Here is a 14,931-nt window from a genome sequence, read left to right on the forward strand (position 1 = left end):
CAATCCGCCAGTTTTCAACTTACACAGCGGGGCAACGATGAAGAAGGCGATAGCAGGAGCGGTAGCGGCAGCGGTATTGGCGGCATGTGGCGGGACTTCGCAGGCGCCGCTTCCCACGTTGGACGGCAAGCCGGCCCTGGTGGTGGCGCACCGCGGCGCCAGCGGCTACCTGCCGGAGGAAACGGTGGAAGCCTATGCCAAGGCCATCGAGCTGGGCGCCGACGCGATCGAGCCGGACGTGATCTCCACCAAGGATGGCGTGCTGATTGCCCGCCACGACCCGAACCTGGCGTTCAGCACCGACGTGGCGCAACATCCGGAATTCGCCGCCCGCAAGCGCAAGCTGAGCGTCGACGGTGAACTGCAGGACGGCTGGTTCGCCAGTGATTTCACGCTGGCGGAGATCAAGACCTTGGGCGGCATTTCAACCGATGCCGAACGCCCGCAGCAATTCAACGGCCAATACAAGATCGCGACCATCCAGGAAGTGATCGACATGATCAGGAAGAGCGGCCGCAATATCGCCATCTACCCGGAAACCAAGAACCCGACCTTCCACCGCCAGCAAGGCTTGCCGCTGGAAGACAAGCTGCTGGCGATGCTGGCGGCCGCCGGCTGGACCGAACGCGACTCGCCGGTCTACATCCAGTCCTTTGAGCCGGGCAGCCTGAAATACATGCGCAGCAAGGGCTCCAGGCTGAAGATGGTGCAGCTGATCGACGCCGACGACGTGGACCTGAAAACCGGCGCGTTGACTTACGCCGCCCCGTACGACAAGCCGTTCGACTGGGCGCAGGCCGGCGACAAGCGCCTGTTCAGCGATATGGTGACCCCGGCCGGGCTGGCCGAGATCAAGACCTATGCCGACGGCATAGGCCCATGGAAGCGCTACATCGTCAGCGTCAAAGGCGCTGCTGATATCAACGGCGACGGCAAGGTGAACGATGCCGACACCACCACCATGGAGCCCACCTCGCTGGTGGCGGATGCGCACAAGGCTGGCCTGTTCGTGCACCCGTACACCTTCCGCAACGAGAAGCGCCGCCTGGCCAGCAACTACAAGGGCGATCCTGTGCTGGAGTACAAGCACTTCTTCGCCCTTGGCGTCGATGGCGTGTTCAGCGACTTCGCCGACACCGCGCTGGCAGCGCGTGCGGAATACCTGAAGGAAGCGGGGCGCTGATTCAGAACTTGTGGTTGTACTCCGCGGCAAAGCGCACCTGGCGTTCAGGTGCGCGCCCCAGCACCTGCCCATAGTAGGGGCTGACGGTGTTGGCGCCCGCGTTGTAGACCGGCTGGGTCGCCAGCGTGGTCTGGCGGTTCAGCAGGTTGAACACGTCCGCCTTCAATGCCAGGCCCTTGAACATGCGCGGCATATAAGTCGTGTTCAGCGCGATGCGGAAATCGGTCGGCATCCTGCCCGCGGAGCCGCGCGGCGCCGGCTTGTCGTCGCAGTAGAAGACGGCAGCGCCATAGCCGGCTGCCGGATTCTTGCCATCCTGGTTGAGCGCGGCCGGCAGGTTGCCGATGCAGGACTTCGGCGCGCCGGTGACGATGTTGACGTTGCCGCCCACGGTCCATTCCTGGCCAAGCTGGTAGTAGCCGAAGGCCTTCAGCGCGTGGGTATGGTCGTTCGGCAGGGGGCCGCTGGCGTGATCCATCAGTTCCGGGAAGTCGAACGAGGTGGTGGCGGCGATGTCGGCCTGGCCGATATCGGACATCACCTGGCCTTCCATATTGCCCCTGGTGCGCGACAGCGTGTAATTCAGCTTGCCGTACCAGCCATTGCGCATCGGGTGTTCGATGAAGAGGTCCAGTGCCGTATAAACGCGGCTTACCTTCGGCAGGCCGATGTCTTCAGCCGTCAATGGAATGGAAACCAGCTTGCCATCGCCGGCCAGGTCCAGCGTCAGGGTGTTGTCGCGGCCGGGATTGATCAGCAGGCATGGCATATCGTATTTGCTGGTATCGACGTTGTTGCGCTTGCCCCAGGCGCGCAAGGGGCGCGAATCGCACCAATCCTCGATCGTGTTGCGCAGCGTGCGATAGGTGACCTTGCTGCCGACCGTGTACTCCGGCGTCAGTGCCGCCTCGAAGCCGAGTGCCAGCTCGTCCTGGTAGGTTGCACCCAGCTTGCTCGATGCGACCTGGCGCGGGTCTTTGGGCGTGCCCCATTCGTTGCCGCCGGAAACCGGTGGGGAAATTTCCGTCAGCCCGGTCGGTACGCCGGTTTTCGGATCGACGCCGGTATAGGTGTAGTAGTGGTCGATGTGGACCGGATTGCCGGCCAGGCGCGATGCCACGCTGGTCGGAATTTGCAGGTGGTAGCGGCCAAGGTTGGCAAAAGCTTTCAAGGTGCTGTCTCCGCGCACGTCCCAGGATGCGCCGATGCGCGGGGCGAGCATATGGCGCTGCGCTGCATAAGCCTGGCCGAAGCTGTTCTTGTTGGTGAACTGCTCGTTGCGCAAGCCCAGGTCGAGCAGCACTGTATCGGTGACCTGCCAGCGATCCTGGATGTACTGGGCCGACTGATCGGTTTTTGGCGAGGCGGAGTCGCTCTGGTGATACTCGTTCACGTAGTAGCCTTGCAGTCCGTATCCACCTCCCGATGCGGGCGTCCTGCCGCCAGGAACCGCTTTACTGGGATCGCCGCGGAAGTAGGTCCAGCTGCCACCGCCGGCCAGTTCCGAGCCATTGATCGATGAGACGTTGTTGCGGTCGATGCCGGCGCGCAGGCCGTGGTTGCCAAGCTTGTACTCCACGTCCAGGCGCAGCGTGGATTGCCTGTCTTCCGCATTCGGCACCTGGATGGTGCCGCCGATGGCCTGCGGGTTGGTATAAACCAGTCCCGGCACCTGGGCATTGAGCGGGGCATTAACCTGGTACACGCCCGGCACGTAGCCTTCACGCGATTGCGGATAGGTCGACTTGAAACGCCCCGCCAGCGCAGTCACTGTCAGGCTGTCGCTCAGGAAGCCGGTATATTTCACGATCGAGTCGTTGGTCTTGGCGCCATCGCCGGTGGTGCCGCCGGCGCGCACCTCGTTGCGCTGCAGGCTGGCGTAGTCGAAGCCGTAATTCTGCTGCGTTTTCTTGTTCTCGTCGTGGATCTGGGTGAACTCGAGGCGATGGTTGTCGCTGATGTTGTAATCGAGTTTGAGCAGGTAGCGCGGCGTGCGGGTCTCGCGTTCGGTCCAGCCGTTGGTCTTGTTGAGCGAATCGGAATCCTTGCTGATGTAGCCGGTGCTGAAGCGGTCCTGCTCGATATTGGCGAACATGAACAGCTTGTCCTTGACCAGCGGGCCGCCGACGTAGGCGCTGCCGAAGACGTCGGTGGCGTTGTTGCTGTGACGGTAGGTGAGCAGCTTGCCGTCGGTCTTCGGGTTATGTCCGGTGTTCGGATAGTAGGTGTTGTCCGGCTTGGCGCGCAGCCAGTCCGGCGTGTATTGCAGCACGGCGCCGGCTTCCCAGTTGTTGGTGCCGCTCTTGGTGGTGATGTTCACCACGCCGCCGGTGGAACGGCCAAATTCCGCACTGTAGCCGCCTTGCAGGATCTGCGCCTGTGCGATCGCGAAGAAGGGCAGGGTGGTCGAGCCGATCTGGCGATAGACATTGGTGACCGGGAAGCCGTTGATGAAGTAGGCGTTCTCGCTCACGCCGGCGCCGCCGAAGCTGTCACCACCGATGCGCGTGTTGCCGCGCGCAGTGCCGGGCGCAAGCTGGATGATGCCGGACAGGTTTTGCGAGATCGGCAACGTAGCCAGTTGGCGGGCGGTGAACACAGCGCCGTTGTTCGTGTTGCTGACGTCGATAGTCGGGCGCCGGCTGGTCACCTTCACTGCCTGGATGGGTTCGAAGGACGCTTCCACGCCTTGCCCAATCAGCGCCTCCACTTCCAGCTCGCGTTCGACGACGCCGTCGCGCATCAGCAGCACCTTGTAGACGCCCGGCGGCATGGAGCTGGCGTTATAGCGCCCGTTGGCATCGACGGTGATGGTGCGGCGCGCGCCGGTTGCGACGTTCACCAGCACGATGCTAGTCCCGCTCGCGTTGGCAACCTGGCCGAAGATGCTGCCGGTGGCATTCGATTGAGCAAGGACTGGCCCGGCGAAAGCCAATGCAAGGGCGTGCGCGACGAGCGTCAAGCGCACACGTTGGGAAGGGTTCTTCATTGCGTCTCCTGTTGTGGTTATGATTCGGCCGCGCAAGGCGGCCGACGGAGACATGCTAGGTAGCTTGGTGGTGGCGAACAATTGAATGTTTACTCGCCATCTATGCACAAAAGGTTATATCTTGCCTGGCAGCGTGACGAGCAGCGGCGCCTTGCCGTCCCAGGCCTGGTCCAGCAAGGTCTTTCCATCCAGGCGAACCAGCACGCGCTGGCCGCGCGGCGTGCGCGTGGTGACGATGTCGATGCCGCCGCCGTCTTCGCCCGCGCCGAAGGCACGCATATGCCGCAACGCCATGCGCGGCCAGCCATGCGGCAAGCGCGGTGCGATAGTGAAGCTGCGCAGGCTGGCCGCCTCGATGCCGAACAGGCCTTCCGTCATGACCCGCGCATACAGCCCGCTTTCGGCGGACAGGTGGCGTTGCTGGCCTTCCGGCCAGGCTTCCACCGCATACGGCACGTGGTCGCCCAGCAGGCGCCGGCCGGAGTAGTAGCGCAGGTAGGGCATGGTGCGTTCCAGTTCGCCCGCTTTCAGCAAGCCGCGTAACGCATACAGCGTGGCGCGGTCCCAGAAGGTCTTGTCGCCCGCTTCGGTCAGCACCCCGTTCTCGCTCCAGAGTTGCGGCGACAGCAGGGCATCGACGGTGCCGCGCTGGCGCTCGTTGATGCCCACGGCCAGCGGCAGTGCGATCCAGGCGCGCAGCTTTTCGTTGCCGTCGTAATAGCGGTAGGTGTCGAAGCCACCCATGCGCGCACCGAAATGGCGTTCGATCGCACTGCGTTGCGCTTCCGCTTCCTGCCGCAGCGCAGTCGCACGCTGCGTATCGCCCAGCGAAGCTGCCAGCCGGGCAGCACCTTGCAGCCCGGCGTAGGCCAGCACATTGGTCGACAGGTTGGCCTTGCCGGCCGGGAAGCGGCCTTCCAGCTCGTCGCTGTCCGAATGCACGACGCCTTGCGCGTCGCGCTTGCGGCGTGTGAATTCCAGGCACCAGTCGATCAGGGGCAGCAGCTGGCGCGCGGTGCCCGGGTCGCCTTGTGCCAGTGCGAACTGGCTGGCGCCGTAGGAAATCATGGCGCAGTCGCCGCGGTCGCCGGCACCGTTCCAGTAGCTGCGTCCTTCGGCGATGATCGAGGAGGGGATGGGCTTGTAGGCTGCGTTCATGTAGCGCGCGAACATGCCGAAGCTGGTGAGCGCGCTCTGCACGCCGGCGCTGTCGCCCAGGTAAGGAAAGAAGGGATTGACGTATTCCGCCTGGTCGTTGGCCCAGATGGCGGCGTAGTAGCGCGTGCCGCCGGGCCCATGCAGCAGGCCGCCGCGCGTGGCGAAGATGCTTTCCGCAGCCCGGATCTTGGAGAAGGCGAACATGGCGTCGAGCACCGGCTCCGGCGTTTCCAGCACCAGGTTGCCGCGCCATTGCGCTACCTTGCGTGCGCGTTCCTGCAAGGCTTCGCCGCCGTCCACGTAGACCATCTCGTTCTGCAGGCGGCCGCTGATGATCACGTCCACGTGCACGCGGGCGCCGGGCGCCAGCTCGCCTTCGCGGGCCGGGGAGCGCACTTCAATCACGTAGGTGCCGTGGGTGCCGCGATCGGCCGGCGTGGTTTCGCTGCGCTCCAGCGCGCCGAAGCTGTAGTGCAGCATGCTTTGGCCGCTATTTTCCAGTTCCAGCCGCTCAACCAGAGCCGGCTCGCTGGGCGACGGCGTCAGGGTGCGCGTCAGCGTCAGGCCAGGCGCCAGCTCCGAACGCAGCGCGAGGCGGCCGTCGAATCGAACTTGCTTCAGGTGCTCGCCAGCGGCGGGTTGGCCGTCGATGGCGATGACCGGCGAGGCTTCCGCACCGAATTTACGAATCAGGCTGGCATGGGTGTCGTCGGGAATGGTGCGCAACATCGGCCACACCACGGTGCGCGCCAGCAGCAGCGAGCCGTCGCCCTGGCTGCCGTAGTCGATCACGGCCGAGACCTGGCGGCCGCTCATTTCAAGCTGGTCGCGGTGGACGTCTTTCACCTGCCAGCGGATAGCGTCGCCGTCGATCTGCCAGCGCGGCGCAAAGGCCGGCGGTACGGCGTGTGCAGGGCTTGCGGCTGTTGCGCCGGCGGCAAGGGTTGCGGCAATCAATGCCGCGCAAATGCGGGAATTAATTTGCATCCGCTTCTCCTCAATTCATCTTGCGGATGATCGCCGCCCAGCCGCCGCCCGGCGCCAGGCGCATCGTCAGGCGGCTGCCGCGGGTGACGCTGGCGCCGCCCTTCTGCACGTCAGTGGCGAAGACGCCGGCGTTCGGCCCATCTTCCATGCTGTCCAACTGGTAGCCGCCGTCGCCCAGGAAGGACAGGTCCAGCTCCAGGTCGCGGCCGTCGGCGCCGGTCATGGCGCCCACATACCAGGTATCGCCGCGGCGGCGCGCCATGGCGACGTAGCGGCCAAGCTCGGCGTGCAGCACGCGGCTTTCGTCCCATTCCACCGGCACCTGGCGGATGAACTCCAGCGAGGATGGGTTGGCGCGGTATTGCGAAGGGCTGTCGGCCAGCATTTGCAGCGGGCTTTCGTAGATCATGTACATCGCCAATTGGTGCGCGCGCGTGCCCTGGCTCATGGGGCGGTCGAAACTGGCGACGAAATCCTTGCGGTGCGCATTGTTCATGGCGCCCGGGGTGTAATCGACCGGGCCGGCGAACATGCGGATGAAGGGCAGGGTGACGTCGTGTTCCGGCGTCTGTTTGTCGCTCCACTTATTGTTTTCCAGGCCCTTTACGCCTTCGAAGGTCAGCACGTTGGGCCAGGTGCGCTGCAGGCCGCTGGGCTTGAAGCTGCCGTGGAAGTCCACCAGCAGGCGGCGCGCGGCGGCTTCGCGCGCCACGCGCTCGTAGTAGTTCACCATCCACTGGTCGGAGCGCTGCATGAAGTCGACCTTGATGCCGGCAGCGCCCCAGCGCGCGAACTGGTCCAGTGCCGCCGTCATCTGGGTGTCCAGCGTCTTCCACGACACCCACAGGATGATGCCGACGCCGCGCTGCCTGGCATATGCCATCAGTTCCGGCATGTCGATCTCCGGCTTGACGGCCAGCAGGTCGCCCAGCTTGTACCAGCCCTCGTCCATGATGATGTATTCGAGGCCGTTGTCGGCCGCGAAGTCGATGTAGTGGCGGTAGGTGCGGGTATCGAGTCCCGACTTGAAGGGTACGCCATAGAGCTTGTTGCCGTTGTACCAGTCCCAGGCCACCTTGCCTGGCTTGATCCAGGCGGTCTCCTTCAGTTCTTGCGGCTCGGCCAGCAGATAGGGCATCTGGTTCAGCAGGAGGCCGCCGGCGTCGGCGGAAATACCCAGGATGCGCCACGGGAAGCTTCGCTTGCCAGCGGTGCGTGCGATGTAGGGGGCCTCCTGCGTGACCGGCACATTGCGGTCGTCGCGCGCCGTTTCGGCCAGCGCCACTTTCGGGAAGACGGCGCGCAGGCCCGCCGCTTCGCCGTGCAGGTACAGGCCGGGATAGTCGTGCAGGCCCGATTCGGTGAACACCAGGTGCACCCCGCCATCACGCACCAGAGCCGGCACGCCAACCAGCTTGCCGGCGGCGTCGCCTATGGTCAGCGCCTGGTAATAGTGCTCGTTGTGCGACTGCATCGACTTTTCCTGGGGCCAGTACAGGGTGTCCTGCGGCCGCAGCCTGACACCAGCCTGCTCGTCTTCCACCGTGACCTGGCCGGGCAGGGAGGTGTGGAAGCGGTAGGCGATGCCCTCGTTGTAGGCGCGCACTTCCAATGCATAGCCGCCGGCGAAGTCGAGCTGCAGGGAGTTGTAGTGGTCGCGCACTTCACGCGACTTCTGCGCGACCACCGGCCGCACGGTCGTATCGATGCTGCGGCGCTGCTGGCCGGCCAGGCGCGGCTTGTCGCCCAGCGTGCCAAGGCCGGCCAGGGTCATGCTGATTGGCGTGGGCAGCACCAGTTCGGTGCCGCGATGGCTGACGGCGAAGGCCAGGTGGCCGCCGGTATCTATCGTTACGAGCAACTGGCGGTCGGGGGAGCTGAGTTCGACGCGGGGCGCGGCGTGGCCGGCCAGCGGCGCGATCAGCAGCAGCGCACTGGCCAGGCAGCGCATAAGGGGCATATGGTTCAAGGCAGGTCTCCGGATATGGGTGTGCCGGTCCATGCTATGCGCATGCACCGGTGCCGATCCAATGACTTTTTACGCGAGAGCTATGTCGTAGAGGTTATACGCCGCAGGCGTCGGCGCGGGCGCCGGCACAGCAGGGGGCGGCGCCGAAGCCTCGCGCCGGATCGCCTCCAGCAATAGTTCCGCGCCTGGCGACAACATGCTGTCGCGCCGGCGGATGATGCCGAAAGGGTCCATGCGGCAGTCCAGCTCCAGCGGCAGGATCGCCAGCAGCCCCAGTTCCCGAAGGCGCCGCGCCACATCCGCCGACATGACGTTCAGCGCATCGCTCATCTGCAGCATGCTGGTGATCAGCACAATCTCGCTGGTATCGACCACGTCGGCGGGCGGCTCCAGTCCAGCGTTGTGGAACAACTGGTCGAAACGCTGGCGCAGGATGCTGCCGGGCGGCGGCGTAATCCAGGGCGCATGCACCAGGTCCTGCAAGCCAAGGCCGTGGCGCACGGCCAAGGGGTGTCCAGCGCGAGCCACCACCACGACCGGCTCCGGCGCCAGCTCCTCGTACAGCAGTTCGGCGCAGTCGTGGAAACCTGTAAGGCGCGCCAGCAGGAAATCAAGCGTGCCCCGCTGCAGGCGCTCCAGCAGTTCGTTGCTGGACTCGACCTGCACGCCGATGCGCAGTTGCGGCACCTGCTGCTTGATGCGCGTGATGGCCCGCGGCAGCAAGCCCAATGCCGGCGTCATGATGCTGCCCACGTCGACCTGGCCCGCCAGGCCGGCCTTGAGTGCCACGATATCCTCGTGCGCACGCGCCAGGCTGCTCAAGGCCATGCGTGCGTGGCGGATCATGCTTTCGCCGTAAATGGTGGGCAGCATGCCGCGCGGATGGCGTTCGAACAGCGCGATGCCGAGCATGTCTTCCAGTTCCTTGAGCTGCTTGGAAGCCGCCGGTTGCGTCATGCACAGGGTCTCCGCCGCGCGCAGGATATTGCCCGCGTCGTCGATGGCGATCAGCAGCAGGAGCTGGCGGGTCTTGAGCCGCGCGCGCAGGTACCAGTTCGGATTCGGAGCAGTCATTGCAGTGCCTTTCGGGTCGATTGGCGTTTTTAACATGTTCAAAATGGTATCGGTGTTGCCAATTTATCGATTGCGCGCATATCGTGGCCTCCTTCAAATTATTCGGCACAACGCGGCCCGTGGTAGACTGCGCCGTCCAATTGCCAATTTTCTAACGATGAAGATCCAGCAAAAACTGCGCTCAGTGAAAACCGCCCTGTCCGAACGCCGCGAAGTGCGCAAGCGCCTGCGCGGCCCCGCCCAACTGCGTTACGCCATCGCCGACTCGATCGGCATGCTCGACGCCCAGGCATGGAAAGGGCTCACGGCCCAAGCGGGCTTCTTCCTGTCCTACGATTACCTGCGGTCGCTGGAGACCGTGCTGCCGACCAACCTCGAGCCGCGCTATGCGCTGGTGTACGAGGATGAACAGCCGGTGGCCGCGCTCTATATGCAGCTGGCCGACATCAAGCTGGCCCAGGCCAGCAAGACTTCCTTCGGTGCGCTGGGCGAGAGCCTGGGCCAGCGCGTGCTCACCTGCGGCAACCTGCTGACCTTTGGCCAGCACGGCATCGCCATCGCCCCCGGCGTCGATCCGGAACTGGCCTGGCACGGGGTGGCCGAAGTGCTGTACCGCGTGCGGCAGGCGGAAAAGCTGGCCGGCTCGGCCAACTTCGTCATGATCAAGGACTTGCACGGACCGCAAGCGGAGGATGCCGCCTTCCTCAAGAACCTCAGCTACCGCTTCGTGGAAACGGAGCCGAACATGGTGCTGGCCCTTGGCGAAGACTGGAAAAGCTACGACGACTACCTGGCCAGCCTGGCCTCGAAGTACCGCGCCAACATCCGCAACGGCATCCTGAAGCCGATCGAGGCGGCGCAATGCACGGTGGAGCACTTTACCGGCATAGCCGCCATGCAGGACGAGATCCATGCCCTGTACAAGGCGGTGCAGGTGAACGCCGGCTTCCGTCCGTTCGAACTGCTGCCGGAGTACTTCCCGGCGCTGCAGCAGGCGGCAGGGGAGCGTTTCCGCTGTAGTGTGCTCAAGCGCGAAGGCAAGATGCTGGGGTTCCTGGTCACCATTGCCGACGGCGAGACCGCCATCGCCTTCCACATCGGCTTTGACCGCGCCGCCGCGGCCGACCTGCCGATCTACCTGCGCCTGCTGCACGCCGGCATTGCCGACGCCATTGGCCTGGGCTGCAAGCGCGTGTCCTTCGGCCGTACCGCGCTGGAGCCGAAAGCGGCGCTGGGCGCCCGTCCGGAAACGTTCGGCGTCTTGATCCGCCACCGCCAGCCTTTGATGAACAAGGTGATCAAGCACCTGCTGCTGAACATCGACCACGATGAGGCGCCGGATCGCAGCCCGTTCAAGAAGGCCGAAGGCAAGGCTGCGTAACATCTGGTTACTTACGCGGTGCTAGGCGCGCGCCTCTAATCTGCTGAGCTCGGTTATCATGTCGACCTTTTGCACAGTCGGCAGCAGATGTAATGAAGTATGGCGTGATCAATTTATTAAAGGCTGTTGCAGCACAGCTAATTGTGTTGCATCACCTGGCGTTTTACGGCCCCATGGCCGACCACGTGCGGCTCATCCTGCCAGACCTGATCGACTGGCTGGGAGGCAGTGCGCGCATTGCCGTGCAAGTGTTCCTGGTGGTGGGCGGCTTCCTGGCCGCCAAATCACTGGCGCCGAGTGCGCAGCCGGTGATGGTCGACCCGCTGGGCGCCGTCTGGCGCCGTTACGCCAAGCTCGCGCCGCCTTTCATCGCCGCGACCCTGATTGCAGCGCTGGCGTCCGCGTTTGCCAGCCAGTGGATGGACCATCATTCGATTTCCGCCCCGGCGACAGTCGGCCAGTTGGCGGCGCACGCCGTGCTGGCGCATGGCGTGCTCGGTTTCCCGTCCCTGTCGGCAGGCGCCTGGTACGTCGCCATTGATTTCCAGCTGTACGCCATGGTCGTGGCCATCCTGTGGCTGGCGGCCCGCATCAGCGGCCCGGTGCGCCGCGCCTGGCTGGTGCCAAGCCTGGTTGCCGTCGGCAGCGCGCTGTCGCTGCTGCACTTCAACCTGGACTCCGATTGGGACAACTGGGGGCCGTACTTCTTCGGCAGCTATAGCCTGGGCCTGGCCGCATGGTGGGCCGGCGATCCGCGACGCAAGACGCGCGGTGCAGTGCTGGTGCAGGCGGCGATTTTCCTGCCGGCCTTGCTGGCGCTGGCTGTGAACTTCCGCAGCCGCCTGGCGCTGGCCATCATGGTGGCGTGCGCGCTGGTGATCTTCGGCCGCATGCAGTTCAGCGGCGAAGGCCGCTTGCTGGCCGTGGTCAATTCACTGGCCCGCACCTCGTACTCGGTTTTCCTGATCCACTTCCCGGTCTGCCTGCTGGTGAATGCAGCCTTCACCCGCTTCGTGCCTGCCGATCCGGTGCTGCAAGGCGGCGGCATGCTGGCCGCCTGGGGCGCCAGCCTGGTTGCGGGCGCTGCTTTCCATCTCTGGATCGAAGTGCCGCTCGGACGCCTGCTGCAGCCTTCTTCCTCCACCGCCAGCGCTGCCCAGCGCGCGTAGGCTCGCTTACTCGAGCGACCAGACATACTCCATCACCAGCCATGAAGCGACGCGCTTGCCGTCCTGCTCGGCTGGTGTGAATTTGCTGGCGGCCACCGCCAGTAGCGCTGCGTTATCAAGCTCGCTGTAACCGCTCGATTTGAGCTTCCTGGCGCGCTTTACATTTCCTTCTTCATCAACCAGGAATGCGAGCCTGATGGAACCAGTCTCTTCGTAGCGCAATGAGGCGTGGGCCAGGTTGGCCGGTTAAAGCTGGCGATGCTCGGGCGTGCCACTTTCTTGCCCGTTGCAGGATCCCTGGCGCCGGTGATCAGCTCAGGAAAAGCCGCTTCAACCTGGGCCAGCTTGGCCGCGTTCTGGCCGATCAGCGAGACGGCTTCATTGAAAACGGTTGCGGAATCACTTGCCTGTGCAGCCTTCAGGTATGCATCGCGCATGACGGTCGGGTTGCTTGCCCAGTTATATGCGACCAGCAGTGCCGCGACAGCATCGTCTTTCTGCCCCTTGCCCATGAAAACGGCAGCCAGGTCCGACCAGAACGGCGCGTAAAACGGTTGATGGCGGATGGCTTCCTTCGCTTCGCTCTCGGCGGCCTGGTACTGCTTTAGCTGCAAGTACTGCAGGGTGAGGGCGCGGCGGAACGCCGGCAACTGATCGTAGTCCTTGTTCGCATTTTGCAGAACCGCGGTCAGTGCGGTAGCAGGAGAGTCAATGCCTGTCGCTTCGGAGCCAATTCCCGGCCGGGTCTTTTGCCTGCTCTGTGTGTCTTGCCAGTTGGGGGCCAGGGAGGTCAAGTGCGCCATTTGCGCAAGCTCATTCGCATGTTCGCCCGCCCTGGCGCTTGCCAGCACACCTGCAATGCAGGCGTTTTGGTCCGGACACGCAGGACCTGCCAAGACGAGGCTCGGCGCCATTGCCGCACAAATGATCAAGAAGTGGCTGATTCGCATCGCTCTTAACATCTTTCCTGGAATATTGAGAAAGGCGCAATTATAGGCGCCTCAGTACGAGGCAACTAGGCATTCGGCCACGCCTGGTATATCGTGTAAGAAGCGCAGCTGTAGCTGGAGGCTGAATGTGGCGTTGGCATGCACTGGGAGTCCTGGCGCGAAAGTGGCTTTGGCTAGCCTTGGCCATAGGCTGCGCCGCGAGCGCGGCTGAGCCGGTCATGCCGGAGGTCCACGTCGGCATGGGTTTGCCCAAGCCGCCTTATGTCATGGAGTCAGGCATTGCAGGCCTGGACTACGACATCGCCAGACAAGCTTTGGCGTCCGGCGGCTATAAGCTGGTTGGACATATGCTTCCGCAGACCCGGGCGCTGGCGATGCTGCGCGCCGGCCAGCTCGATGGCCTGCTGTCCATCAGCGAAGGGATTGGCGGCCAGGACTACTTCACGGACAACTACATCGTCTACCAGAACGTCGCCACCACGCTCACCCGCCGCAACCTGAAGATCCAGCAGATTGAAGACCTGGCCAATTATTCAGTGGCAGCTTTCCAGAATGCGAGCATGGTGCTGGGCGACCGCTTCAGCCTTGTTGTCAGCGGCCATTCAGATTACAGGGAAGTGCCGGCCCAGATCACGCAGAACAAGCTTCTTTTCACAGGCCGGGTAGACGTCGTGGTGGGCGACCGCATGATCTTCCGCTACTTCTCGGAAAAGCTGGAGCCGCGAATCGATGCCAGGCAGCCTGTGACCTTCCACCGGATCTTCCCGGAAAGCCCGCGCAGGGCTGTCTTTCGCGACGTACGTGTACGCGATGCATTCAATACCGGCCTGAAAAACCTCCATGCCAACGGCACTTATGACGCACTGGTGAAGCAATACCTTGGCCCGCAGCCTTAGGAGAGCGAGAACTCTCGCAGGAAGCCATTGCGCCGGCCCATGCGCACCAGTGACGGCGGCGCACCAAGGTAGGTGGCGAACCTGGCGACCAATGCCTGCAAGGGGGCGCTTTCCATGTGCGCCTGCAAGGCTGCTGCATCGGCATAGTGTTCGAACACGATGATGCGGTTCTCGTTTTCCAGATCCGTGAGCACTTCATATTGCAGCGTACCGGGCTCGGTACGTGAATGTGCCACCAATTGATCGAGTGCGGCAAGCAGCTCCTGTTGGAATTGGGGATGGACGTCGAGTGTGGCAAGCAGGTATATGGCGGCTCCGGTGAATGAATGGAATCGCGAGTCTGCGCAACCGGCCGCGATGGCGGATTGTAGAAATGGGACTTTTCGCGCAGGCCTGTGATGATTGCCTGCGGAGTGCTGCCGGTCAGTGCGCGCGTCTCGTGGATAAAGTGCGACTGGTCGAAATAGCCCATGCGCAATGCTGCATCGAGCGCAGGCAGGGAGGGGGGGAGCGCCAGCATGCGCATCGTATGACCCAGGCGGGCGACGCGGGCAAACTGCTTGGGGCCGAGGCCATAGGCATCGGTGAACTTGCGCTGGAAGTGGCGGCGGGTCCAGCCCGATAGTTCGGCCAGGGCATCAATGCTGGTGCCCGGCGCGTAATAGAGCTTATCGAGCAGGGAGTCCAGCCCGTGCCCGCTGCGGTCTTCATGCTTGCCCAGGCGCGCCAGGAAGAACTGGTCGAGCGCAGCGGCGCGCACGGCGGGTCCGCCGGCCTGCGCCAACTGGTCGGAAAGGCGTTCAGCGTCATCCTCCCAGATGGCTTGGGCGGCCCATGCCTGGTCGTGCAAATGGGACAGCGAGGCCGCGCAAAAATGCCGCAGGCTGCCCCCACGAAAGCGCACTGCGACGAACCCGAAAGCCCCATTTGCTTCGATGGCGATGGCGCGCGTGCGCAGGCAAAGCAGGACCGCCCGTGGCGACTCTTTGCCGTCCAAGAGATAAGGCGAGCTGTAATGAAATATGCACTCGGAACCGGTACCGGGCGGAAGCCGGGGCGGAAGGGGAGAATCGCCCTCCCAGCCCCAGTAGCGGTCGATAAACGGGCGCAATTGAGCGGTCGGGCGAAGATGCCAGCATTGTAGGAGCATGCCGGCGATGTTACCCGATTCCTGC

Annotated in this window: 11 protein-coding genes and 1 pseudogene; 4 read left to right on the forward strand and 8 right to left on the reverse strand. The window is 64.0% G+C overall.

Annotated features, from left to right (window positions below):
• Window positions 1-37: 37 nt before the first annotated feature.
• Window positions 38-1,183 (forward strand): glycerophosphodiester phosphodiesterase, encoded by a 1,146-nt coding sequence (locus tag ACN9M3_RS11505; RefSeq protein ID WP_426322546.1) that lies wholly within the window; start codon window positions 38-40, stop codon window positions 1,181-1,183.
• 1 nt (window position 1,184) lies between these two features.
• Here ACN9M3_RS11505 and ACN9M3_RS11510 read toward each other — a convergent pair whose 3' ends face one another.
• The 4 genes from ACN9M3_RS11510 to ACN9M3_RS11525 all read right to left on the reverse strand — a co-directional run bounded on the left by ACN9M3_RS11510 (window position 1,185) and on the right by ACN9M3_RS11525 (window position 9,360).
• A complete protein-coding gene (locus tag ACN9M3_RS11510) occupies window positions 1,185-4,172 on the reverse strand; it encodes a TonB-dependent receptor (RefSeq protein ID WP_426322548.1) in 2,988 nt (995 codons plus the stop codon).
• Window positions 4,173-4,286: 114 nt separating this feature from the next.
• Window positions 4,287-6,317, reverse strand: a complete 2,031-nt coding sequence (locus ACN9M3_RS11515) for a hypothetical protein (protein ID WP_426170842.1) — start codon at window positions 6,315-6,317, stop codon at window positions 4,287-4,289.
• A 10-nt stretch (window positions 6,318-6,327) separates the two neighbouring features.
• Complete coding sequence (locus ACN9M3_RS11520; RefSeq protein WP_426323731.1) at window positions 6,328-8,277, reverse strand: glycoside hydrolase family 97 protein; 1,950 nt, start codon at window positions 8,275-8,277, stop codon at window positions 6,328-6,330.
• A 78-nt stretch (window positions 8,278-8,355) separates the two neighbouring features.
• Window positions 8,356-9,360: a LysR family transcriptional regulator gene (locus ACN9M3_RS11525; protein ID WP_426170843.1), complete on the reverse strand. Its 1,005-nt coding sequence runs from the start codon at window positions 9,358-9,360 to the stop codon at window positions 8,356-8,358.
• Between the two features lie 157 nt (window positions 9,361-9,517).
• Between ACN9M3_RS11525 and ACN9M3_RS11530 the strand changes: the two genes are divergently transcribed.
• Together ACN9M3_RS11530 and ACN9M3_RS11535 are read left to right on the forward strand one after the other, a co-directional pair.
• Entirely contained in the window at window positions 9,518-10,741 is a 1,224-nt protein-coding gene (locus tag ACN9M3_RS11530; protein ID WP_426170844.1) for a GNAT family N-acetyltransferase, read from the forward strand.
• A 104-nt stretch (window positions 10,742-10,845) separates the two neighbouring features.
• Window positions 10,846-11,910: an acyltransferase family protein gene (locus tag ACN9M3_RS11535; RefSeq protein ID WP_426322551.1), complete on the forward strand. Its 1,065-nt coding sequence runs from the start codon at window positions 10,846-10,848 to the stop codon at window positions 11,908-11,910.
• A 6-nt stretch (window positions 11,911-11,916) separates the two neighbouring features.
• On the opposite strand, the gene ACN9M3_RS11540 is transcribed toward ACN9M3_RS11535, so the two are convergent.
• Both ACN9M3_RS11540 and ACN9M3_RS11545 read right to left on the reverse strand, forming a co-directional pair.
• Window positions 11,917-12,132, reverse strand: coding sequence for an energy transducer TonB (locus tag ACN9M3_RS11540; protein ID WP_426322553.1), 216 nt, complete (start codon window positions 12,130-12,132; stop codon window positions 11,917-11,919).
• The gene (locus tag ACN9M3_RS11545; RefSeq protein WP_426322555.1) at window positions 12,069-12,860 is read right to left on the reverse strand and encodes a tetratricopeptide repeat protein; all 792 of its coding nucleotides are present in this window, start codon (window positions 12,858-12,860) and stop codon (window positions 12,069-12,071) included. Before ACN9M3_RS11545 ends, ACN9M3_RS11540 begins: the two co-directional genes overlap by 64 nt.
• A gap of 218 nt (window positions 12,861-13,078) precedes the next feature.
• On the opposite strand from ACN9M3_RS11545, the gene ACN9M3_RS11550 reads away from it, so the two are divergent.
• On the forward strand, window positions 13,079-13,756 hold the full coding sequence (locus tag ACN9M3_RS11550) for a substrate-binding periplasmic protein (RefSeq protein ID WP_426170848.1): 678 nt from the start codon (window positions 13,079-13,081) through the stop codon (window positions 13,754-13,756).
• On the opposite strand, the gene ACN9M3_RS11555 is transcribed toward ACN9M3_RS11550, so the two are convergent.
• Together ACN9M3_RS11555 and ACN9M3_RS11560 are read right to left on the reverse strand one after the other, a co-directional pair.
• A complete protein-coding gene (locus ACN9M3_RS11555; RefSeq protein ID WP_426323733.1) occupies window positions 13,753-14,235 on the reverse strand; it encodes a putative quinol monooxygenase in 483 nt (160 codons plus the stop codon). The two genes, ACN9M3_RS11550 and ACN9M3_RS11555, sit on opposite strands and share 4 nt — an antisense overlap.
• A pseudogene (locus ACN9M3_RS11560) lies at window positions 14,172-14,906 on the reverse strand (helix-turn-helix domain-containing protein); the annotation flags it as partial. The pseudogene ACN9M3_RS11560 and the gene ACN9M3_RS11555, both read right to left, overlap by 64 nt.
• Between the last annotated feature and the right edge of the window lie 25 nt (window positions 14,907-14,931).

Origin of the sequence: Pseudoduganella sp. R-43 (assembly GCF_049913255.1) — a bacterium.
In the GTDB taxonomy this organism is placed as follows: Bacteria; Pseudomonadota; Gammaproteobacteria; order Burkholderiales; family Burkholderiaceae_D; genus Rugamonas.

Excerpts from the sequence above, each read along its gene's own strand:
- ACN9M3_RS11505 (WP_426322546.1), top strand. The coding sequence starts at position 38 with ATGAAGAAGGCGATAGCAGGAGCGGTAGCGGCAGCGGTATTGGCGGCA.
- ACN9M3_RS11510 (WP_426322548.1), bottom strand. The coding sequence starts at position 4,172 with ATGAAGAACCCTTCCCAACGTGTGCGCTTGACGCTCGTCGCGCACGCC.
- ACN9M3_RS11515 (WP_426170842.1), bottom strand. The coding sequence starts at position 6,317 with ATGCAAATTAATTCCCGCATTTGCGCGGCATTGATTGCCGCAACCCTT.
- ACN9M3_RS11520 (WP_426323731.1), bottom strand. The coding sequence starts at position 8,277 with ATGCCCCTTATGCGCTGCCTGGCCAGTGCGCTGCTGCTGATCGCGCCG.
- ACN9M3_RS11525 (WP_426170843.1), bottom strand. The coding sequence starts at position 9,360 with ATGACTGCTCCGAATCCGAACTGGTACCTGCGCGCGCGGCTCAAGACC.
- ACN9M3_RS11530 (WP_426170844.1), top strand. The coding sequence starts at position 9,518 with ATGAAGATCCAGCAAAAACTGCGCTCAGTGAAAACCGCCCTGTCCGAA.
- ACN9M3_RS11545 (WP_426322555.1), bottom strand. The coding sequence starts at position 12,860 with ATGCGAATCAGCCACTTCTTGATCATTTGTGCGGCAATGGCGCCGAGC.
- ACN9M3_RS11550 (WP_426170848.1), top strand. The coding sequence starts at position 13,079 with ATGCCGGAGGTCCACGTCGGCATGGGTTTGCCCAAGCCGCCTTATGTC.